The sequence below is a fragment of the Bradyrhizobium arachidis genome (assembly GCF_015291705.1).
Classification (GTDB): Bacteria; Pseudomonadota; Alphaproteobacteria; order Rhizobiales; family Xanthobacteraceae; genus Bradyrhizobium; species Bradyrhizobium arachidis.
Map to the genome: position 1 here is coordinate 9,212,930 of NZ_CP030050.1, position 21,176 is coordinate 9,234,105.

At 62.7% G+C, this 21,176-nt stretch carries 18 protein-coding genes; 2 read left to right on the forward strand and 16 right to left on the reverse strand.

From position 1 onward, the window contains the following. Positions 1-7 precede the first annotated feature (7 nt). From WN72_RS43530 to mdeB, 4 genes are read right to left on the reverse strand one after another with little or no spacing between them, the layout of a single operon-like run. Positions 8-1,537, reverse strand: coding sequence for an acyl-CoA carboxylase subunit beta (locus WN72_RS43530; RefSeq protein ID WP_092215490.1), 1,530 nt, complete (start codon positions 1,535-1,537; stop codon positions 8-10). A gap of 17 nt (positions 1,538-1,554) precedes the next feature. Then, complete coding sequence (gene lpdA, locus WN72_RS43535) at positions 1,555-3,267, reverse strand: dihydrolipoyl dehydrogenase (protein WP_092215488.1); 1,713 nt, start codon at positions 3,265-3,267, stop codon at positions 1,555-1,557. 8 nt (positions 3,268-3,275) lie between these two features. After that, positions 3,276-4,556: a 2-oxo acid dehydrogenase subunit E2 gene (locus WN72_RS43540; protein ID WP_092215486.1), complete on the reverse strand. Its 1,281-nt coding sequence runs from the start codon at positions 4,554-4,556 to the stop codon at positions 3,276-3,278. 17 nt (positions 4,557-4,573) lie between these two features. Beyond that, the gene (gene mdeB / locus WN72_RS43545; protein WP_092215484.1) at positions 4,574-7,252 is read right to left on the reverse strand and encodes an alpha-ketoglutarate dehydrogenase; all 2,679 of its coding nucleotides are present in this window, start codon (positions 7,250-7,252) and stop codon (positions 4,574-4,576) included. 369 nt (positions 7,253-7,621) lie between these two features. Here mdeB and WN72_RS43550 point away from each other — a divergent pair, with 369 nt between their 5' ends. Then, on the forward strand, positions 7,622-8,482 hold the full coding sequence (locus WN72_RS43550) for an AraC family transcriptional regulator (RefSeq protein ID WP_194482964.1): 861 nt from the start codon (positions 7,622-7,624) through the stop codon (positions 8,480-8,482). Between the two features lie 72 nt (positions 8,483-8,554). Here the strand turns inward: WN72_RS43550 and WN72_RS43555 are convergent, their stop codons facing one another. From WN72_RS43555 to WN72_RS43610, 12 genes are all read right to left on the reverse strand, one after another. Next, positions 8,555-9,658, reverse strand: a complete 1,104-nt coding sequence (locus WN72_RS43555; protein ID WP_244553728.1) for an ABC transporter substrate-binding protein — start codon at positions 9,656-9,658, stop codon at positions 8,555-8,557. Positions 9,659-9,855: 197 nt separating this feature from the next. Continuing rightward, a complete protein-coding gene (locus WN72_RS43560; RefSeq protein ID WP_092215480.1) occupies positions 9,856-11,721 on the reverse strand; it encodes an AMP-dependent synthetase/ligase in 1,866 nt (621 codons plus the stop codon). A gap of 1 nt (position 11,722) precedes the next feature. Next, positions 11,723-12,502 (reverse strand): enoyl-CoA hydratase/isomerase family protein, encoded by a 780-nt coding sequence (locus tag WN72_RS43565; protein WP_092215477.1) that lies wholly within the window; start codon positions 12,500-12,502, stop codon positions 11,723-11,725. A gap of 16 nt (positions 12,503-12,518) precedes the next feature. Then, positions 12,519-13,652 carry an LLM class flavin-dependent oxidoreductase gene (locus tag WN72_RS43570; RefSeq protein ID WP_092215475.1) on the reverse strand — a complete coding sequence of 378 codons (1,134 nt, stop codon included), beginning with the start codon at positions 13,650-13,652 and terminating at the stop codon, positions 12,519-12,521. A 167-nt stretch (positions 13,653-13,819) separates the two neighbouring features. Further along, complete coding sequence (locus WN72_RS43575; RefSeq protein WP_092215473.1) at positions 13,820-14,611, reverse strand: creatininase family protein; 792 nt, start codon at positions 14,609-14,611, stop codon at positions 13,820-13,822. A 4-nt stretch (positions 14,612-14,615) separates the two neighbouring features. Then, complete coding sequence (locus WN72_RS43580) at positions 14,616-15,380, reverse strand: enoyl-CoA hydratase/isomerase family protein (protein WP_092215471.1); 765 nt, start codon at positions 15,378-15,380, stop codon at positions 14,616-14,618. Between the two features lie 105 nt (positions 15,381-15,485). Then, positions 15,486-16,205 carry an ABC transporter ATP-binding protein gene (locus WN72_RS43585; protein ID WP_092215469.1) on the reverse strand — a complete coding sequence of 240 codons (720 nt, stop codon included), beginning with the start codon at positions 16,203-16,205 and terminating at the stop codon, positions 15,486-15,488. Continuing rightward, a complete protein-coding gene (locus tag WN72_RS43590) occupies positions 16,198-16,923 on the reverse strand; it encodes an ABC transporter ATP-binding protein (RefSeq protein WP_028140599.1) in 726 nt (241 codons plus the stop codon). Before WN72_RS43590 ends, WN72_RS43585 begins: the two co-directional genes overlap by 8 nt. Then, positions 16,920-17,864, reverse strand: a complete 945-nt coding sequence (locus WN72_RS43595; RefSeq protein WP_092215467.1) for a branched-chain amino acid ABC transporter permease — start codon at positions 17,862-17,864, stop codon at positions 16,920-16,922. The genes WN72_RS43590 and WN72_RS43595 overlap by 4 nt, the downstream gene beginning before the upstream one ends. Positions 17,865-17,934: 70 nt before the next feature. Further along, a complete protein-coding gene (locus WN72_RS43600; protein WP_092215465.1) occupies positions 17,935-18,804 on the reverse strand; it encodes a branched-chain amino acid ABC transporter permease in 870 nt (289 codons plus the stop codon). Between the two features lie 114 nt (positions 18,805-18,918). Next, entirely contained in the window at positions 18,919-19,443 is a 525-nt protein-coding gene (locus tag WN72_RS43605) for a flavin reductase family protein (protein WP_092215463.1), read from the reverse strand. A gap of 90 nt (positions 19,444-19,533) precedes the next feature. Further along, a complete protein-coding gene (locus WN72_RS43610; RefSeq protein WP_092215461.1) occupies positions 19,534-19,887 on the reverse strand; it encodes a VOC family protein in 354 nt (117 codons plus the stop codon). Between the two features lie 676 nt (positions 19,888-20,563). Between WN72_RS43610 and WN72_RS43615 the strand changes: the two genes are divergently transcribed. After that, positions 20,564-21,121, forward strand: a complete 558-nt coding sequence (locus WN72_RS43615; protein WP_240536499.1) for an Lrp/AsnC family transcriptional regulator — start codon at positions 20,564-20,566, stop codon at positions 21,119-21,121. Positions 21,122-21,176: the final 55 nt, after the last annotated feature.

Here is a 21,176-nt window from a genome sequence, read left to right on the forward strand (position 1 = left end):
GCTCTTCCTACAACGGAATGTTGTCGTGCTTCTTGGCCGGAATTTCCATCTTCTTGTCACCCAGCATGGCCAGCGCCCGTGCGATGCGGCGCCTCGTTGCATGCGGCATGATGACGTCGTCGATATAGCCGCGCTCGGCGGCGATGAAGGGCGACAGGAAGCGGTCTTCGTATTCCTTGGTGCGGGCCGCGATCTTGTCGGGGTCGCCGATGTCGCTGCGGAAGATGATCTCGACCGCCCCCTTGGCGCCCATGACCGCGATCTGCGCGGTCGGCCACGCATAGTTCATGTCGGCGCCGATCTCCTTGGACGCCATGACGTCGAAGGCGCCGCCATAGGCTTTTCGGGTGATGATGGTCACCAGCGGCACGGTGCACTGCGAGTACGCGAACAGGAGCTTCGCGCCGTGCTTGATCAGGCCGCCATATTCCTGCGCGGTGCCGGGCAGGAAGCCGGGAACGTCCACAAAGGTGACGATCGGGATGTTGAAGGCGTCGCAGAAGCGGACGAAGCGCGCGGCCTTGCGCGAGGCGTCGCTGTCGAGCACACCCGCCAGCACCATCGGCTGGTTGGCGACGAAACCGACAGTACGGCCCGCGATACGGCCGAAGCCGGTGACGATGTTCTTGGCAAAACCCTCGGCGATCTCGAAGAAGTCGCCCTCGTCCACGACTTTCAGGATCAGTTCCTTCATGTCGTAGGGCTTGTTCGGATTGTCGGGGATCAGCGTATCCAGCGACATGTCGACCCGCTCGATGGAATCGAAGCTCGGCCATTCCGGCACGCCGTCGGTGTTGTTCGCCGGCAGGAAGTCGATGAGACGGCGCATCTGCAAAATCGTCTCGACATCGTTCTCGAAGGCGCCGTCCGCAATCGAGGAGCGCGTGGCGTGCACCGAGGCGCCGCCGAGCTCTTCGGCGGTGACGACCTCGTTGGTGACCGTCTTCACGACGTCGGGGCCGGTGACGAACATGTAGCTGGTGTTCTTCACCATGAAGATGAAGTCGGTCATGGCCGGCGAGTAGACGTCGCCACCGGCGCAGGGACCCATGATGACCGAGATCTGCGGGATCACGCCCGAGGCGAGCACGTTGCGGCGGAACACGTAGGAATAGCCGGCGAGCGCGGCGACGCCCTCCTGGATGCGCGCGCCGCCCGCGTCATAGAGGCCGATGATGGGCGCCCGCGCCTTCATCGCCATGTCCTGCAACTTGGTGATCTTCAGCGCGTGGGTCTCGGACAGCGAGCCGCCGAACACCGTAAAATCCTTGGCGAAGACAAACGTTTTGCGGCCGTTGACGGTACCCCAGCCGGTGACCACGCCGTCTCCCGGAATCTTGGTCTTCTCCATCCCGAATTCGGTCGAGCGGTGCTGGACGAACATGTCCATCTCCTCGAAAGAATTCTTGTCGAGCAGCAGGTCGATCCGCTCCCGCGCGGTGAGGCGGCCGCGCGCATGCTGCGCGTCGATGCGCTTCTCGCCGCCGCCGAGTTTGGCACCGGCGCGACGTTGTTCAAGGGCTTCGATAACGAACATCGATTGGGCCAACTGATCTACCGCTTTCTGGCGATTGGAGGCAGGTCGGTGCAAATGCCCTCATGGACTTCGGCAGCCATGCCGATCGTCTCGCCGAGGGTCGGATGCGGGTGAATGGTCTTTCCGATATCGATCGCGTCAGCCCCCATTTCGATAGCGAGACAGATTTCCCCGATCATATCGCCGGCATGCGGTCCGACGATCACGCCCCCGACGATGCGACCGGTCTCGGCGTCGAACAGCAGCTTCGTCATGCCATAGGATGCGCCCGACGCGATGGCCCGGCCGGACGCGGCCCATGGGAATTTTGTCGAACGGATCTTCCGTCCGGATTCGGCGACATCACGCTCGGACTTGCCAACCCAGGCGATCTCAGGATCGGTGTAGGCGACATTGGGGACGATCTTCGCGGTAAAGGCCGCCGGCTTCCCGGCAGCTACTTCCGCGGCGACGTGCCCCTCGTGAACGGCCTTGTGCGCCAGCATCGAACCGCCGACGACGTCGCCGATGGCGAAGACGTTGCGCGCTGTCGTTCTCATCTGCTCGTCGACCTGAATGAAGCCGTTCGAATCGATGGCAACGTCGATCCGTTCGAGGCCGAGCTCGCTACTGTTGGGAACACGGCCGGCCGATTGTAACACCAGATCGTACGATCGTGTTCGTACCGATGCGCCTGTGGTACCGACCCTCACGCCGTCCGGCGTGATTTCGGCGGTTGATACGCTGCTTGCGACGTCGATATGCTCGAAGCGATGCGCGTTGCGCGAACGCCAGATCTTCACCGCGTCGGCATCCACGCCCGCCAGGATATCGGGAAGCCTTTCGACAAGATCGATCTTGGTGCCGAGCGAGTTGTAGACGGTCGCCATCTCCAGCCCGATGATCCCCGCTCCGATCACGAGCATGCGGCCCGGAATGCTTCGCAGCGCGAGCGCGCCGGTCGAGGTCACGACCCGCTCGTCCTTGGGAAGCACCGCCAGCTGCACCGCGCGCGAGCCCGTGGCGATGATGCATTGACCAAATTCAATTTGCTGCGAGCCTGCCCCCTCACCGACAATCTCGAGCCGCGTGGCGGAGGCGAATTTCGCGATGCCGCGGATCACCGTGACGCGGCGCGCTGCCGCCATCTGGCTCAGCCCATCCGTCAGCTTCTTGACAGTGCCGTGCTTGAAGGCGCGCAGCTCCTGCAGATCGATCTGCGGCGCGGCGAAGCGAATGCCCTTGTCCGCGATCCGTTCGGCTTCCTCCTTGACGGCCGCAACATGAAGCAGCGCCTTCGACGGGATACATCCAACGTTCAGACAAACTCCGCCCAAGGTGCCGTAGCGTTCGACGATCGCGGTGTTCAGTCCAAGGTCTGCGGCCCGAAACGCTGCTGAATAGCCGCCCGGCCCGCCTCCGATCACGACAAGATCGTAGCGCGTATAATCTGCTGCGCGCTGGCCAACATCCTGATCCGCTGAGATCGTCTCGCCTTGCGCGCCCGCTTCGTCCGACGCCGACGCCGTGCCAATCATGGAGCCTTGAGACACCTTCCCTCCAACACGCAGCGACATGCTCGTGATCACCCCTGCGATCGGCGACGGACTCTCCAGCGTGGCCTTGTCGGATTCCACTGTGATCAACGCCTGCTCTCGCACGACGACGTCGCCCGCCCTGACGTGGACCTCGACGACTTCGACGTCTCGGAAATCCCCGATGTCGGGAACCCGGATTTCCTCTGTCCGCATCTGCGTCCTCACAATGCGAAGCGCCGCAGATCGGAGAGCACTGACGCGACGAAGCCCAGGAACCGGGCCCCAGCCACGCCGTCGACGACCCGGTGATCCCACGACAGAATCATCGGAAGGATGAGGCGCGGTTCAAACTCGCGGCCGTTCCAGACCGCCTCGGTGGCGGCCCGCCCGGCGCCGAGGATCGCCACCTCGGGCGCGTTGATGATGGGCGTAAATCCCTGACCGCCGATGCCTCCGAGAGACGACACCGAGAAACAGCCGCCCTGCATGTCGCCCGACGCGAGCTGCCCCGCGCGCGCCTTGTCGGCGAGCGAGCGCATCTCCGCGGCAATCTGCCGAAGGCCCTTCTTATCGCAGTCCCGGATCACTGGCACGACCAGACCTCTCGGCGTGTCGACAGCGACGCCGATGTGGACGTAGTGCTTGAGGATCAACTCATCGCCATCGAGCGACGAATTGAAGCGCGGGTATTTCTGCAGCGCCAAGGCCGCGGCCTTGATCAGCAGCGACACCATGGTGAGCTTCGCCGTGTCCTTCGCGGCCTCGGCATTGGCGAGCTGACGAAAGGCTTCGGCGTCGGTCACATCCGCTCTGTCGAAATTCGTTACATGGGGAATGACGCTCCAGTTGCGCGAGAGGTTCGTACCGGTCAGCTTCTGGATCCGTGTCAGCGGCAGGCGCTCGACCGCGCCGTACCTCTCGAAATCCACCTTGGGCCAATCGACCGGGGCGCCGGGCTCAGGCGCCGTCGCCGGTCTCGATCGCACCAGTCCGTTGACGAAGGCCGCCACATCCTCGCGCAAAATCCGGCCCTTGGGGCCTGTGGGCACGACAGAGTCCAGCGTCACGCCGAGCTCACGCGCCAAAGCGCGGACCGACGGCGATGCATGCGCCGCCCCGCTAAGCTGCGGCTGCTGTGCACGTGCTCGCGAGTCATCGACTGGAGCCACGGGCGCCAGCCGTGACAGCGCCTCCTGCTGCGAGATCCGTTGCTCCACCTGCGGTGCCGACGCAGTCGCCGGCGGAGGCGCGGTGGATTCGCCGCGCCCTTCGAGGACCATCAGAACCGAACCTTGAGAAACCCGCACCCCGACGTCGATCATCAGTTTGGCCACCGTGCCTGCGGCCGGGGATGGCACCTCCATCGTCGCCTTGTCGGACTCGATCGACAGCAACGGCATGTCGATCGTGACCTCGTCGCCGACCGACACATTGATTTCGACTACCGGAACATCCTTGTAGTCCCCAATATCTGGCAGAACGACTTCAATTGAACGAGACATGCGCGCTCCGCCCTCTCTCAACGCGACCAAGGCGATGCAACGCCGGTCGGCAATTCGTAGCTGGCGATGGCTTCGGCGACCTGCTCACGCGCCACTTGACCCAATTTTGCCAGCGCCGACAGCGCCGCAACGACGATCTGCTTGCGATCGACCTCGAAGAACGATCTCAGCGCGACGCGTGTATCGCTGCGCCCGAAGCCGTCGGTGCCCAGCACCGTATAGGGCGCCTCGATGTAAGAACCGATCAGTTGCGGATACGCCCGGACATAATCCGATGCCGCGACGATCGGCACCTTGCCGCCGAGGCATTGTACGACGTGGCTCTCGACCGGGGTCGACAGTGGCGAGAGCCGATTAGTTCGCTCCACATCGCGCGCCTCCCGCGCCAGCTCGGAAAAGCTCGTTGCCGACCAGACTTCACAGGCCACTTTCCATTCGCTTTGCAGCATCGCTGCGGCGGCGAGCGCCTCCGGGAGAATGGCGCCCGAGCCGACCAGCCTGATCTTCGCCGGCCCGTCAGCGCTCGGCAGAACCCGATAGAGACCCTTGATGATGCCGTCGCGTGCATCGTCGGGCATCGAGGGCTGCGCATAGTTCTCGTTCATCGCCGTGAGGTAATAGAACTCGTCGTTGCCCTGCTCGAGCATCGACCGCATGCCGTGATCGACGATGACGGCCACCTCGTAGGAGAATGCCGGATCGTAGGCCCGGCAGTTCGGAACGGTCGCCGCCATCAGATGGCTGGACCCGTCCTGATGCTGCAAGCCTTCGCCGCCGAGCGTCGTCCGGCCGGCCGTCGCCCCGATCAAAAAGCCACGCGCGCGCTGGTCCGCCGCCGCCCAGATCAGATCGCCGACCCGCTGAAAGCCGAACATCGAATAGTAGATATAGAATGGCAGCAACGGGAAGTTATGGATGCTATAGGAGGTAGCCGCCGCGGTCCATGACGAAATCGCCCCCGCCTCGGTGATCCCCTCCTCCAGCAATTGACCGTCGATCGCTTCCTTGTAGTACAACATCGAACCGGCATCTTCCGGCTCGTAGAGCTGTCCCGCCGGCGAGTAGATGCCGACCTGTCTGAACAGGTTCGCCATTCCGAAGGTGCGGGCTTCGTCGGCGACGATCGGAACGATGCGCGGGCCGAGCGTTTTGTCCTTGAGCAAATTGGTGAACAGCCGCACGATCGCCATCGTGGTCGACGTCTCCTTGCCGTCGCCGCGCAGCGCGAACTCCGCGTAGGATTGCAGCGGCGGCACCGGCAGCGCCGCCGAAGCGCGTCGCCGCGCCGGCATGTAGCCACCGAGTGTCGCGCGACGGGCGCGCAGGTACTGAATTTCCGCGCTGTCTTCCGCAGGCCTGAAGAATTCCAGATCCTCAACTTGCTCGTTGCTGAGCGGCAGGGCGAACCGGTCGCGGAACGCATACAGCGCGTCGACGTCGAGCTTCTTGGCCTGGTGCGACGTCATGCGCGACTCGCCGGCGCCGCCCATGCCGTAGCCCTTCTTGGTCTTCGCCAGAATGACGGTCGGCCGACCCTTAATGTCCTTCGCGGCGGCAAAGGCCGCGAACAGCTTCTTGAAGTCGTGGCCACCGCGCTTCAGGCCGTCGATATCCGCGTCCGACATGTGCGCAACTAGCGCCCGGACCTCGGGATCCTCGCTGAAGAAGTGGGCGAGGTTGTAGGCCCCATCCTTGGCGCCGAGCGTCTGATATTTGCCATCGACGGTGTCGGCGAATTTGTGCAGCAGCGCATGCTTGCTATCGCGCGCGAAGATATCGTCCCAGTCCGATCCCCACAGCACCTTGATGACGTTCCAGCCGGCGCCCTGGAAAAGTGATTCGAGCTCCTGAATCACCTGCCCGTTGCCGCGGACCGGCCCATCCAGGCGCTGCAGGTTGCAATTGACGACGAAGGTGAGGTTGTCGAGATTTTCCCGCGCCGCCAGGGCGAGCCCGGCAATCGATTCCGGCTCGTCCATCTCGCCGTCGCCGAACACACCCCAGACGTGGCGACCAGCAGTCTGCACCAGGCCGCGATGCTGCAGATACTTCATGAACCGCGCCTGGTAGATCGCGCTGATCGGCCCAAGGCCCATCGACGCCGACGGCACCTGCCAGAACTCCGGCATCAGCCAGGGATGCGGATAGGACGACAGACCGGGGCCGCTCAGTTCCTGGCGATACAGCTTCAGATTTTCGTCCGACAGTCGGCCTTCGAGATACGCTCGTGCATAGACTCCGGGGGACGAATGCGGCTGGAAGTACACCAAGTCGCCCTCCGACTCGGAGCTTGACGCGCGAAAGAAATGATTGAAACCGACTTCGAAAATCTCCGCGGCCGAGGCGTAGCTGGCGACGTGCCCGCCGAGCTCCCCATAGGCCCTGTTGGCACGGACCACCATCGCGAGCGCGTTCCAGCGAATGATCGCCGTCAGGCGGGTCTCGATCGCGATGTCGCCGGGGTATGGCTTCTGCTGCTCGAGCGGAATAGAATTGCGATAGGGCGAAAACGGCGGAGAGTCCGGCAGAACGCCGAGCTCCTTCGCACGCCGATCGAGCGCAGCCAGGATGTATCGCACGCGCTCGGCACCGGCGCTGCGGTGGAGCGATCCAAGCGATGCGAGCCAATCGGCGGTTTCGACCGTGTCCTGATCGGCGTTGACCGCCTTGCGTGGCGGATCGATGTGTGCAGTCATGCGTCGGGCTCCAGAAAGCTCGCACTTGGTAGCATCGGGTGCTATGGCACGTGCTGCTGAATACGGCCGCGTTCCGACGGATTGCCCGACTCCGGAGGGACGCCGGGGCTCGCGTCGCAGCATTCTCTGCTGTTGGTTTAATCAGCAAGTGATGGAACCGTGGGCCGCCTGACAGGTGCTTCCGCTTGGTCACGGCGCAACATGACGCATCACTAAGCGCTCACGCCGCAGGAGCGGGCATCTTGTCGCAGATCAGCGAACTCGACGACTCGCCGCGACTAGTGACCTGACCTTTCAAAACAGCTAACCTCGGTTAACGGCAGGATCTGCATCAAAGCTTGACTGACTTGACGAATTGGCAGGATTGAAATGCCGCCCGAGACCGAGTTCGATCCGGATTTTGCGCGAATGGATTTGCCCGATCTTCGGATCAACTATGATCCGGTCGATCCGGATCAGTTCGATCGTCCCGTTACTTCATTCTGTCTCGAAACCAGCAAAGACAACGACGACCTGCCGCTGCACTCACACCGCAAAGGCCAATTGGTTGTCGCGTCTCATGGCTCGGTGATGTGCCGGGCGCCTGGCGGCTTGTGGATCGTGCCTCCGCAAGGCGCGGTATGGATCCCGGCCGGCGTGCAGCACAGCAATTGCGTGGCCGATTTCGGCAAACTCTATACTGTGTTCATCGATCCACAGGTCAGCATGCTGCCGCGGACCTGCTGCACGCTGATGATCACGTCGCTGGTGCGCGAATTGATCCACCGCCTCTCGGTGTTCCCACCGCTCTATCCGCTTGAAGGACCGACCAGCCGTCTCGGCCGGGTCTTGCTCGACGAACTCGTGCAGATGCCGACGACGGATGAAATGTATCTTCCGATCTCCAACGACGCCCGTCTTCAACAACTCGCGACCTCCTTATTGAATAATCCGGGCGACCGCAGCACGATGGACGAAGTCGCCTCGCGCTACGCAATGAGCGAGAGCACGTTCGCACGCTTCATCGCCAAGGAAACAGGGATGACTTTCGGGCGCTGGCGCCAGCGTCTCCACATTCTGATCGCCATGCAACGCCTCACGGCGGGCAGCTCGGTCCAGGCCGTGTCGCTGGAACTGGGCTACGAATCGCCCAGCGCGTTCATCACGATGTTCAAGAAGACGATGGGACAGAGCCCGCGCCGCTTCCTTGCCGAGCGGTCGCGCCTGATCAATTCGGACAGTTTGCCCTAGCTCGCACGTCCTTGCCTCGGCATTTGACGACCGCGGCCCCGCGACGCTTTCGCGGGGCCGCACGGAACGACGTCAGCGTTTGCTGTAAGGCGCAAGCGGATACTCGAGCGACGCTTCCGCGATGGCCTTTGGAGCCACCACTCGCGGCCTGCCTTTCAGACCCTGCAGCATCACCATCGAACAGTGGATATTCTGGCCGGTCTCGTCGAACTTGGTGTTGTCGCCGTACATCAGGATCGGCTTCATGTCGGTCTTCTTGAGCGCGCCGTGAATCGCCGCCGACTCCGGCGAAGCCGCCCGCGTCACGGCGTCTGCGACGATCTGCACCGCCTCGAACGCGCAGCCCGCATTGGCATCGAACCAGTCGTTCGGGTAGTCGGCCGCGAACATCTTCATGATCTTGTCGGTCTCGGCGCCCTTGGGATTGAGCCACAACGCCGACAGAACCGGACCGTCACCATACTTTCCGAGCGCGTCGTGATACGCCTTGTCGGACACGCCGTTGGAGTTGGGCGAAAACACCATCTTCGGGTCCCAGCCCTGCTTGATGCATTCGCGCGCGATCATGATCGCGTCGTTGACGCGCGTGACCGAGATCAAAGCATCGGCACCCGACGCTTTCGCCTTGGCAACTTCCACCGACAGATCCTTGGCCTTCTCGTCATAGGCAACGTACTGCGCGATCTTGAGCGGAACATCCACTTCCTTCCACGCCTGATCAATGCTGGCCGCCGTCGACTGCCCCATCGTGTTGTTGAGATGGAGAACGACGGCGCTGCTCGGCGGATCCTTCAGCGTGCCGAGCACGGACTTCAACTCGGTCAACGATTGCCGCACGATGGTCAGCGACGTGGGGTAATAGCGGAACACTTGGGTGAAGCCCTGTGAAGTTACCTGGGTGGCGCTCGCGATGTGGACCACCATCGGCACCTTGGCGGCCTCGCAGGCCTGCAGCGCCGAAATGGTGGCACCGGAATCCCACGCGCCGATCAGCACGGTGCAGCCCTGCCGGATCAGGCTCTCGGCGGCAATCCGGCCGTTCTCCGGACGGCTTTGCGTATCGGCGTGAACGATCTCGATGTCGAGGCCGAACTTCTCACGCGCGAATTTGGCGCCGAGATAGATGCCGCGCACGCAGGCCTGACCGGGAAACGCCAGCACGCCGCTGCTGGGCATGATCGCTCCGACTTTCACTTTCGTGTTCGCCGCAAACGATGGCGTTGATACCAGGCCTGCCGCAATTCCCAATCCGCTTCCGACAATCGTCCGCCGCGTGATTCCGCTTCGCTTGGTCATCTCGATGTCCTGTTGCTGAAGGAGTGAAATCTTATCTCGACTGGTAGCTTCGTACGTTTTGGGACCGACCGCCGACCTCAAAGGCCCATCTCGGCCTTGATCAATTCTTCCTCGGTTTCGTCGTAGAGCGACGCGATCAGCGACTGATAGCGCTCGTTGATCTGCTTGCGACGCTTCTTCCGCGTCGGCGTCATCACGCCGTTCTCGAGCGACAGCTCCTCCGGCAGAATGCGGAACGCCTTGATCTGCTCGGCTCGCGCCAGCCTTCCGTTGGCCTTGCCGATCTCCGCCTCGATCAGCCGGTTGACGATCTCGGAGCCTGCCAGGTCCGCGTAACTCGCGATCTTGTCGTCGCGCGACTTCGCCCAGTCCATTGTGGCGGTGGCATCCACTTCGATCAGGGCGGTGAGATATTTTCGCCCCTCGCCGATCACAGCCGCCTCGGAGATGAACGGGCTGTGCCTCAGCTCGTTTTCGATCTGAGTCGGGCTGATCGATTTGCCGTTCGACGTGTTGATGATCTCCTTCTTCCGGTCGACAAGCTTGAAGGTTCCTTCCGGCGACACTTCGACGATGTCGCCGGTGTAGAGCCAGCCGTCGCGAAGCGCCGCTTTCGTCTCGTCCGGCTTGTTCCAATAGCCCGCGAACAATCCCGGTCCGCGGACGATCATCTCGCCGTCCTGGAGCACGGCGGTTTCCCAGGCCGGATCCGGCAGCGGGACCCCGACGTTGCCGGCCTTCGGCCACTCCGCCATCTGCACCAGATTGGCACCGACCAGTTCGGTCTGGCCGTAGCACTCCCTGAGCTGCAAGCCCCACAACTGCCACAGCGACATCAGCTCGGACGGCATCGCCGCCGACGAGGTGAACGCGACCTTCAGCTCGTCGAAACCGACCTCCGCGAGCAGCGGCAGGAACACTTGCTCGCGGCAGGCCGCGAACAGTTTCGAGACGAAGGCATCCTCGTGGCCGCGCTGACGGTCTTCGAGCGCCCTGCGCGCGATCGTCATGGCGAGCGTGTAGTTCTGATCTCCCCCTTCCCCGGCGGGATGCACCTTGCTGAGGATCTGTGTCGCAAAGCGCTGGTAGAACCGCGGCGGCGCCATATAGTAGGTCGGCTTCACCTCTTTGATCGTCTGGGCGAAGTCCGCGGTCGTCTCGCCGAAATATGGAACTGCGTCGGCAATCAGCGGCAACGTGGTCGCCTGCCCGCGCGCCACGGTGTGCGACATCGGCAAATGCACGACCACCCGGTGTTCCTCTTCGCGCATGCTGGGGCCGAACAGGGTGATGCAATGAACGCCGGCGAGAATGGAAAGGTGCGTCAGCATGGCGCCTTTGGGGTTTCCGGTCGTCCCGGACGTATAGCCGATGCTGACGACATCTGACGCCTTTGCTGTCGCGCTCTCCTTCTGCAGATAGTCATGCGCATCGACATCGTGTGCTCCAACAAAGCCGGCCAGCGACTTGATCGACGCCGAGGCCTCGCCGGTCCAATCCGGGTCGAGTACGATGATGCCGCGGAGCTGCTCGGCCCGACCGGAGGCGAGCACGATGAGAAGCTGCGGCTCCCCGCCGACGAACGCGAACTTCGCGCCTGAATCCGTGAAGCAGTAAGCCACTTCTTCGGGTGACGAGGTGAAGTAAACGCCCACCATGACGCCGCCGGCGCACATCGTGGCCATGTCGGCGATCAGCCATTCCTCGGACGAATCGCCCATGATCGCGACCCGATCGCCGCGCTCGAGACCAGCACGCCGCAGCGCGCTGGCCAGGTTCACGACACGCTGCGCATAGGCGCTCCACGTCATGGCGGTCCAGGCGCCGTGACGCTTTTGTTGCAAGGCGATCTTCTCGGGCCGCTCCGCGAGTCGCGCGGCCAAAAGCTGCACGACGGTCGTATCCGCCAACTGGGCGCCGGATGTCATCTCAGCGACGTTCATTTCAGCGCTCCGCGAAACGCTTGCGCTTGGCCGCGAATGCGGCAACCGCCTCGGCCCGCTCGGGCGACTTGAACGTCAACATCTCCAGCGCCGCAGAGGTGTCGAGCAGCAGGTGGGCGTACTGCTTGATGATCTTGTTGACGCTGTACTTGGTCCACACGATCGATTCCTTCGGCCCGCTTGCCAGCAGTTCGGCGTATTCGATCGCGGCATCGAGAACGTTGCCGTCTGCGACCACCTCGTTGATCATGCCGATAGCAGCCGCTTTCTCGGCGGAGATGAATTCGCCGGTCATCAGATAGTGCTTCGCGCGTACCGGCCCCATCAGCAGCGGCCAGATCACCGCGCCGCCATCGCCCGCGACGACGCCGGCATTTACGTGCGTGTCGGCGAAACGGGCTGTCGAGCTCGCATAGATCACGTCGCAGAACAGTGCGAGCGTGGCACCCAGGCCGACCGCGACACCGTTGACGGCCGCGACGATCGGCACTTCGACTTCCAGCATGTTGCGGATGAGGTGGCGACCGCTGCGCGTCGGGGACGGCAGCGTTCCCTTATCCAGCGACTTCTGATCGCCACCAGAGCAAAATCCCCGGCCCGCACCGGTGAGAACGATCGCGTTGACAGAACTGTCGTGATCCAGCTTGACGAAGACGTCTTCGAGCTCCTCGTGCATCTCCCAGTTGATCGCGTTGAGGATCTCCGGGCGGTTCATCGTGACGATCGCGACGCCAGTGGCGCGCTGCTCGACGATCAGGTACTTGTAGCCGTATTCCGACATTGATTTCACCGTTCGATTACTGCTTCTGGGTCCGCATCAGCCGGATCTGCCCGAGGATCTCCTCGGTCGGCCGCACGACGTTGTTTCCGTCGTTGAAATGCGGGATGACGTAGCGACCGACCATCTCGATCGCCTCCATGATCTTTTCGTGCGGGACGGAGTCCATGTGCAGCAGCACCTCGTCGATACCCATGGCCTCAAACTTCTCGATCTGACGAATGACCGTATCGGGGCTGCCGCACACCGTCGTGGCCGACTCGTTGACCAGATAGTCCCAGTCGTTGGCGGCGCGCTCCATCGACGGCACGCTCTCCCCCATGTATTTGTAGTCGTCGGCAATCGCCGCGAGACGCGGATAGGCATCGGTCGAGATCTTGGCATAGTGCATTAGCGGGCCGGCATAATCCGCCTTGGCCTGCTCGTCCGTTTTCCCGATGCCGATGAACAGCGGAATGCCTATACGCGGACGCGGCAGCGGTCCCTCCGCGTCGCACTTCCAGTTTTTTTGATAGGCGTCGATCAGCTTCTGCTGAGCTTCCCAGCCCTGATAGATGTTGCTGCTCATCACGGCGAAGCCCTGCGAGGCCGCCCAGAGATGACTGCGCTCGCTGGTCGCCGCGATCCCGATCACCGGATGCGGCTTCTGCAGCGGCTTCGGAACCAGCTGGCGCGGAGGGATCTGGTAGTACTTGCCGTCAAACGTGAAAATGTCCTGGCGCATCGCCGTTTTCAGCAGCGCCAGCCCTTCTTCCATCTGCGCCAGCGTTTCGTTCGGATCGACGTTGAACGCCCGCATCGCGATGGTGGTGTTGGCGCGGCCGCCGTAGAATTCCATGCGGCCGTTGGACAGGATGTCGGTCACGGCAAGCCGCTCGGCCGAACGCAAGGCGTGGTTGATGCGCTGCGGCATCAGCGTCACCGCCGCGCGCAGCTTGACGCGCGACGTCACCGCAGCCAGATAGCCGAACACCACTTCGGGCGCCGAGCTCGAGATCCCGCCCAGTGCCACGTGCTGCTCGGAGAGCGCGACGCAGTCGAAGCCGACCTTCTCGGCCAGACGGACTTCGTCGACCAGTTCGTGAAGCCTGCGCGAGTAACTGTGGCCGACCTGGGTTTCCTGTTCAGACCAGAACCCAAACGTAAGTGCCATGTCTCAATCCTTTTAGCTTGCGAGATGGCACAGGGTTTCATAGGCGTGGCGATATTTTCGCCCGAAAGCCGCGTTGCGTAGTAACGCTTTCCGAATTTTATGCTGTCAGCATTCGCAACATGGCAGACGCCCCGGGAAGCTTCGCCACGCAGCGGACGGGCTGACCGTCAACGGCGGGCGATGGCGGCTCCGGCCTCGCTATCGAAGGTCTTGATCAGCAACTCGGCGACCGCCGCGAGGCACGCTTCGCCGATGGCGTAGCTCGAGCCGATCGGACTTCCGATCACGCCGTTCTGCGAAACCGATCGGATGCCGTTCTTCCACATCAGTTCGAGATCAGCCTCCGACAAGCCGCCAAGATGGCCCACCTCGAAGCGGTCCGGTCTGACGCTGTCGGGCCTAATGACCATCATCAGCGACGTCTCGGCGATGTCGGCGTGGCCGCCGACGGCCAACACGTCTCCTCCGGCTTCGCGCACCGCATCGCGCCACGTGTCGATCCATTTCGTCGAGTCGAAGAACGCCAGGATCTCGACATCCGAGGGGACGGCCTCGCGCAAGCGACCGAGCATGTCCTTCAGGACCGGAAAATTGCCGATGTGACCCGAGTGAATCAGGATACGCTTGAAGCCGTGCCGCGCCAGGCTTGTGCAATAATCGACACAAATCGCTTCCAGCGTCTCCGGCCGCAGCGAGATCGTACCCGCGAATGGCAGATGGTGAGACGAGCAGCCGACCGTGATGGTCGGCGCCACCAGCGTGTTGCCGCGGCTGCGCGCGATCCGCTCGGCCAGAGCATCGGCATGATCCGCATCCATGCCCAAAGACAAATGCGGCCCATGCTGCTCGACGGCCCCCAGCGGGATCACTACCGTCGTGCACCCATCGGCCAGCGCCGCGGCGACTTCCTCGTGGCTCATCTGCTCCAGATAGATCTGATCGGGATATCCGCGCGTCATCGGCTCAGCCCTTACTGTTCTTTGACAAAAATCTCGCACGCGCGTTGGTTGAGCTCTCGGCTGTGACATAGGCGTCGAGGTCGGCCACGGTCATTTTCTCGAGCGCCTGATCGCTCATTTGCGCGGTGAGGTTGAGCGATCGCTTGATGGCATGGAACAGCTTGCGGTCTTTCTGCCGCAACACGCCGCACACGTCTCGCGCACGGGACGCGACCTCCTCGGTCGGGACGATCTCGTTCACGGCGCCGATCGCCACGGCGCGCTCCGCGCCGACGAGCTCGCCCCAGTACAGCAGCTCTTGCGCCGCCCGCACGCCGAGCTTCTCGACGGCCCGGCGCATGCCTTTGGTCACCGGCAGCAGGCCATGGTTGATTTCCGGAAATCCAATCTTGCACGCCGCATCGGCCACAACATAGTCCGCATGCAGCAGAAACTCCAGGGCGCCTCCGACCGCATAGCCGCGGACGGCGCAGACGATCGGGCCCGGATAGTTCTCCATCGCCACGAGGAGTTCGTGGAAGAACCGAATGCGCGGCCTCGCGACGTCGATCCCGACGACTTCCTTGATGTCGCCGCCTGCGCTGAAGAAGCGGTCGCCGCTTCCGGTGAGCACGATGCCGGGCGGATTCTCGTCGTCGGCAAGGCGCCGGATCGCCTCCAGCAACTCGACGATGAGTTGCGCATTCAGCGCATTAGCCGGCGGCCGGTTCATCGTGATCGTGACCAGGTCTTGATCACGCTCGATCAGGAGAGAAGTGGCAGTGTTCATCAATGAGACCCAAGCGAGAGGCGGCTGCAACAGCCGGGGAGCGGTGGACCGAACGGCGGCGCGACGAGAGCCGCAACGCCCGACGCCTCGCCGAGACGGCGCGCCTCACAATCCCAGATAGGCGCGCTGGACATCGGGGTTCTCGAGCAGATCGCGGCTAGATCCATGCAACACCACGGAGCCGTTCTCGAGCACATAGCCGCGGCTGCTCAGCGCGAGCGACTTGGCGACATTCTGCTCGACGAGAAGGACCGTGATTCCCTGCTCGTTGAGGGATTTGACGACGCCGAACATCACATCGGTCAGCGCCGGCGACAGTCCGATCGACGGCTCGTCGAACATCACGATTTCTGGCTTCGACATGATCGCCCGACCGATCGCCAGCATCTGTTGCTCGCCGCCGGACAGCGTGCCGGCGAGTTGGTCGCGGCGCTCGCGAAGTCGCCCGAACAGCTGATAGACGGAATCAAGCGTATTTGCCCGGTCGTGCCTGGCCCGCTTCAGCGAGCCGCCGATCAGCAGATTGTCCTCGACGGAGAGCGCACTGAAGATCTGGCGGCCCTCGGCGACCTGAGCGATGCCCATTTCGCATATGTCCCACGGCGGTCGCCGCGAGATTTCGACTCCGTTGATCCTGACGGAACCGCGCGACGACGGCACGATCCCCGCGATTGATCGGATCAGAGAGGTCTTGCCGGCGCCGTTGGCGCCGACCACGCAGATCAGTTCACCCTTGCCGATGCGGAGCGACACGCCGTTCAGCGCATTCGAGCCGTCATAGGCCACGCACAGGTCGTCAATTTCGAGAAGCGCGTCGTCAGGCATGGAAACCGGCTCCCAGATAACTTTCCAGCACCGCAGGATCCGCTACCACCTCTGACGGCTTGCCCTCGGCGATCTTGGCGCCGTGGTGAAGCACCACCACGGTCGACGCCACTTCCATCACGATCCGCATCACGTGCTCGACCAGTAGGATCGTCAGTCCACCCTCGGCGAGCCGGTGCAGCACGCCGACGACGCCGGCCGCTTCGGTCGGACGCAGCCCCGCCATCACTTCGTCGAGCAGCAGCAACTTGGGGCGAGTCGAGAGCGCCTTCGCCATCTCGAGCATCTTGCGATCGGGCAACGTCAACTGATCCGTCCGGGCATTCGCCTTGCCGGCGAGCCCGACATTTTCGAGCGACTCATACGCCTTGTCCCGCGCCTCCTTGACGTTCGTCGTCCAGCTGAAGGCGCCCACCATGGCATTCTCGAGCACCGACATATCTTTCATCGGTCGGACGATCTGGAAGGTGCGCGCAATGCCCATGCGGCACACCGCTTCGGGCGGCTCGCGCTCGAGCGAACGCCTCTCGAACAGCACCCGCCCGGCGGTCGGTCTCAGCGCCCCGGCAACGAGATTGAAGCAGGTGGTCTTGCCGGCGCCGTTCGGCCCGATCAGGGCGGTGATGCGGCCTGCCTGCAGTGAGAAGCTGACGTCATTGACCGCGACCAATCCAACGAACGCTTTGGTCAGGTTCTTCACTTCGAGCAGCGCGGTCATTCCTCGACCTTCCGCAATTGTGAGATCCGGCCGCGCGCCGGCAGCTGGATCGCCTCGTAGAGCCGGACGATCGCCGGCCAGATGCCATCGGGCAGAAACCACACGACCAGGATCAGCACCGCCCCGTAGGCGACGCTGTTCAGTCCGGGGAGCCCCAGGCTGTCGCCGAGTGCCCCCATGGCGTGATGCAGCGGGATCGCGGCCATCGAGCCGACCAGCGGGCCGAACGCAGTGCCCAATCCGCCGACCACAGGGCCGATCAGTACGTCGACCGAGATCGCCATGCCCATGATCGAATCCGGAAAGATCGCACCCTGCACCAAGCCCAGCACGCCGCCGCCGACCGCGGCCGTCGCGGCCGATATCGAGACCACCAGCACCTTGTGGCGAAACGTCCGCACCCCCAGTGCGCGGGCGGCCTCGTCGTCGTCCCGCATCGCCCGCCAGACATAGCCCCAATAGGACCGCGAGATCAGCTCCGTTCCCGCGACGCCGATGGCCGCAAGCGCGAGCGCGACGAAGTAGTAGAACCGCGCGTCACCGCGCAGCATCCCGAGGTCCATCGTGCCGCTCGGCGCCTGATAGAACAGGCCCTGCATGCCGCCGACATAGTCCCACCCGCCGAACATGATCCGGGCGAATTCGGCGGCTGCGATCGTGAGCAGCGCGAAATAGATGCCACGGACCTCGAAGCGGAAGCTCAGCCACGCCAGCACCGCGCCGACGAAGCCCGCAATCACCGCGCCCAGCAGCAGACCGATCCACGGGGTGACGCCGTATTTGATGTTCAGGATCGCCTCCGCATACGCACCGATTCCAACGAACAGCGCGTGACCGATGGATAGCTGCCCGCCGATCCCGAGCATCAGGTTCCACGATTGTCCCATGAAGGTAAACAACAGGACGATCGTCAGAAGCGAGATGACGTAGGCGTTGGACATGCCACCCACTACGGCCAGGGCGGCGAAGACCAGAGCGCCGGCACCCCAACGCTTGTTGTCGCTGGCTTGATCAGATGTCCTTTGCACCGAAAAACCCCCTCGGACGGAAAATCAGGATGATGATCAGGAGCGCGTAAGGGAGTGCTGTTTTCATCGACGGCGTGAACATCAAGGCCGCGATCGCTTCGGCGACCCCGATCGTCAGGCCGCCCAGAAGAGCGCCGCCGAAGCTGCCGAGACCGCCGACGATCACCGTCACGAAGGCCAGCAGCGTGAAGTCGACGGCGAGATAGGGCTGCGCATCGAACAGCGGCGAGATCAATGCGCCGGCGACGCCAGCGCAGGCGGCTCCGATGCCGAAGGTCACCGCATAGACCCGAGGGATATTCAGCCCGACCACCAGTCCGCCCAGTCGATTATTGGCGGCGCCCCGCAGCGATCGGCCGAATGCGGAGTACTTCAGATAGGCTCCCAGTGCGGCGATCAGCAGTCCGGCCGTAGCGGCCGCCTGGATGCGGGCCCAATCCAAGGTGAGCGGTCCCACGCTCACGGTCTGGAAGGACAACTGAGACGCCGTCGGCCGCGGATCCGGGCCGAACGACATCAGCAATACGCCGCTGAAAAGCAGTGAGAGGCCGATGAAGACGATGAACTGATAATGATGCGGCCGATTGACGAACCGCTTCACGACGAGCGTCTCTAGCAGATAGCCGAACACGAACATGACGACCGCGGCGATCGCGGCGGCTAAAACGATCGGGATGTCCCAGATTCGAACGGTCCAGTATCCGATGTAGATCCCGAACACGACCATCTCGCCATGAGCGAAATTGACCACGCGCATGACGCCGAAGATGATCGTGAGACCGAGCGCGACGAGCCCGTAAACCAGCCCGATGAGCACCCCGCCGGCGATGACATTGAGCCAGAGCGACAGCATCAGCGACCGACCGCCGATGGATGCGCGATAGAAAGTCTTCGTCTTCCTTGCATGCTGATCGGTTCCATCTTGGCTGTAGCGGAAACGTAGCGGCGCCTGACGTCGTCCTGTGTTTCAGACCGCCTTTGGCGCGGCGAAACATCCGTCGATGTAGACGAGCGACTCACATCCGGCCCTCGTGGTCTGAGCCACCACCTCTCCGGTGAAAATGGTGTGACTACTGTCGCTGTAAGCATTCACCACGCGGCAATCGAAGCTGCAGACCGCGCCGACCAGACTTGGTGCTCCGGTTTTGAGATCGCACCACACACCGTCACCGAAGCGGATATCGCCCTTGCTGCCGTCCTGCCCGGAAAACTTGAGCGCCAGATCGCGATGCTCGACCCCTAGAATATTCCAGCAGAACGACCCACTGCTGAGAATGGTGTCGTGCGCACCGGCAGATCGATTGACGCAAACCAGCACGCTGGGCGGAGCCGCCGACAGCGAGCAGCCCGCCGTCAGTGTCAGACCATGGCGGTTCGGCGCCCGGCCTGTCGTGACGATCGACACGGTGCCCGGCACGCTGCGCATCGCAGCACGGAATGCTGCGGCATCGAGTGGGCTCGTTTCGGACAGCGGCGGTGTTGCGGACGGCATGGCTACGACCCTTGGATTCATGGGATGGATGCGCCCTCTTTGTCTGGTTGTGAGTCCGGGCATGCAGCGCTGCCCCGGTGAACGTCTGAGCTATCCGGCTGCTTGATAGAACTGGATGACGTTGCCGCCCGGATCCCGCACCTTCACCGCACGGCCGTGACTTTCCATGTCCCGGACCGCGCCGACTTGCGCCCCCATGGCTGTGGCACGCTCCATGGCGGCATCGAGGTCATCGACATCGAAGACAAGAACAGCATCTTGCAGCTGGTCCGAGACCGACTCCGTCGGTCCGGCGACGCAGAACGCAGCCGCATCGCTCACGAACTGGATCCACTTGCCGGGATCAGCGAAGCGCACCTTCAGACCCAGGCCTTCGTAGAACTCGGCCAGGCGTCCAGGATCGTTCGCTGTCAAATAGACTTGCTTCAGTTTCACGCTCGACATCCAAACCGTCGCTACCCAAGTGCGATCGTGGGTGGATAGTCGCCCGAGCCTCTCAGCATTACTGCTTGAACAACGCCTGTCACAGAAGCTTCATCGGCATTTTATGCTGTAACGACTTGTCGAGTCGCTAGATCCAACTCTGCATCCGGCCGATCTTTGCCATTTTCTGGTTGACGAGGGTGGGCGTTGTTGCTGCCGAACCTTTTGTCTCGCGCAACGCCCGCGGCGTGGTCAGCGACGTGGGACCGAGGCCACACGCGACGACAGGCGGTTGTACGAAACAGGGCAGCTCTCGACATCGAGCTCTGCTGCACGTCCCGTCAAGTGACATGGGGAGCCAATCGATGGAGCGGCGGGCATTACATCTTGACCGAATCCGTGGATCAACGTCGGCCTGCATATCGCATAGGCAAAAAATGTATCGGAAGTAGGCAACTAACCTCCTGATCGCAATGCACAATGCGAAGGTTGACGGCTTTTCGATACAAATCGACGATTTGTCGAAATCCCACAAGCGCAATTGCGGTTAGCTTTTACCACGCGATTGTCATCACCCCGCAAACGACGGTGATACGCGCCGCAGAAGACTGCCATACTTGGGAGATACGCGATGTCGACAACCTCTCTCGACAGAATAGATATCAAGATCCTCAACGAGCTCCAGCAGAATGCGAGCTTGACCAATGTCGAGCTCGCATCACGCGTCAATCTCTCGCCGTCGCCGTGTCTGGCACGCGTCAGAACACTCGAAAAACTCGGCGTGATCGATCGACGGATCGCCCTTCTCGATCCCGCCGTGCTCGGCATTGGTGTAACGGCTTTCATCCAGATCAAGCTGGAAAAGCAGGTCCAGACGTCCCTTGAGAATTTCACCCGATCCATCGACCGGCTGGCCCAGGTAATGGAATGTTATCTCATGACCGGTGAGAGCGACTACATGCTCCGCGTCATGGCGGCCGACATCGAAGATCTCGAAGACCTGATTGTCAACAAACTATCCCGCATTCCCGGCGTCAGCAGCATTCGATCAAATCTGGCCCTCAAGCGCATTTCGCACAAGACCGTGCTGCCGATCGACGCCAATCGGCCGGTCACCGTCAAGGCTTGCGCCACCCCCTCGCGCCCTCTGGAGCGATCACCAAGACCCCGATACGACCCAACCGGTCCTTTGCTGTCCGATGCGCCGATCGGGCTCGACACCAATCGTCCCAGCTACAGCGTGGAAAGGCTATGAGGCGCCCCGCCATGGGCTCCGGCCAGTTGGCAATAATGGTGAAGTTAAGATCGGC

Bases quoted from the DNA above. Each gene is read 5' to 3' on its own strand.
- WN72_RS43580 (WP_092215471.1), bottom strand. From the start codon at position 15,380: ATGAACACTGCCACTTCTCTCCTGATCGAGCGTGATCAAGACCTGGTC.
- WN72_RS43565 (WP_092215477.1), bottom strand. From the start codon at position 12,502: ATGTCGGAATACGGCTACAAGTACCTGATCGTCGAGCAGCGCGCCACT.
- WN72_RS43590 (WP_028140599.1), bottom strand. From the start codon at position 16,923: ATGACCGCGCTGCTCGAAGTGAAGAACCTGACCAAAGCGTTCGTTGGA.
- WN72_RS43570 (WP_092215475.1), bottom strand. From the start codon at position 13,652: ATGGCACTTACGTTTGGGTTCTGGTCTGAACAGGAAACCCAGGTCGGC.
- WN72_RS43610 (WP_092215461.1), bottom strand. From the start codon at position 19,887: ATGTCGAGCGTGAAACTGAAGCAAGTCTATTTGACAGCGAACGATCCT.
- WN72_RS43600 (WP_092215465.1), bottom strand. From the start codon at position 18,804: ATGCTGTCGCTCTGGCTCAATGTCATCGCCGGCGGGGTGCTCATCGGG.
- WN72_RS43575 (WP_092215473.1), bottom strand. From the start codon at position 14,611: ATGACGCGCGGATATCCCGATCAGATCTATCTGGAGCAGATGAGCCAC.
- WN72_RS43530 (WP_092215490.1), bottom strand. From the start codon at position 1,537: ATGTTCGTTATCGAAGCCCTTGAACAACGTCGCGCCGGTGCCAAACTC.
- WN72_RS43585 (WP_092215469.1), bottom strand. From the start codon at position 16,205: ATGCCTGACGACGCGCTTCTCGAAATTGACGACCTGTGCGTGGCCTAT.
- WN72_RS43555 (WP_244553728.1), bottom strand. From the start codon at position 9,658: ATGCCCAGCAGCGGCGTGCTGGCGTTTCCCGGTCAGGCCTGCGTGCGC.
- mdeB (WP_092215484.1), bottom strand. From the start codon at position 7,252: ATGACTGCACACATCGATCCGCCACGCAAGGCGGTCAACGCCGATCAG.
- WN72_RS43540 (WP_092215486.1), bottom strand. From the start codon at position 4,556: ATGTCTCGTTCAATTGAAGTCGTTCTGCCAGATATTGGGGACTACAAG.
- WN72_RS43560 (WP_092215480.1), bottom strand. From the start codon at position 11,721: ATGAACGTCGCTGAGATGACATCCGGCGCCCAGTTGGCGGATACGACC.
- lpdA (WP_092215488.1), bottom strand. From the start codon at position 3,267: ATGCGGACAGAGGAAATCCGGGTTCCCGACATCGGGGATTTCCGAGAC.
- WN72_RS43595 (WP_092215467.1), bottom strand. From the start codon at position 17,864: ATGTCCAACGCCTACGTCATCTCGCTTCTGACGATCGTCCTGTTGTTT.
- WN72_RS43550 (WP_194482964.1), top strand. From the start codon at position 7,622: ATGCCGCCCGAGACCGAGTTCGATCCGGATTTTGCGCGAATGGATTTG.
- WN72_RS43605 (WP_092215463.1), bottom strand. From the start codon at position 19,443: ATGCCGTCCGCAACACCGCCGCTGTCCGAAACGAGCCCACTCGATGCC.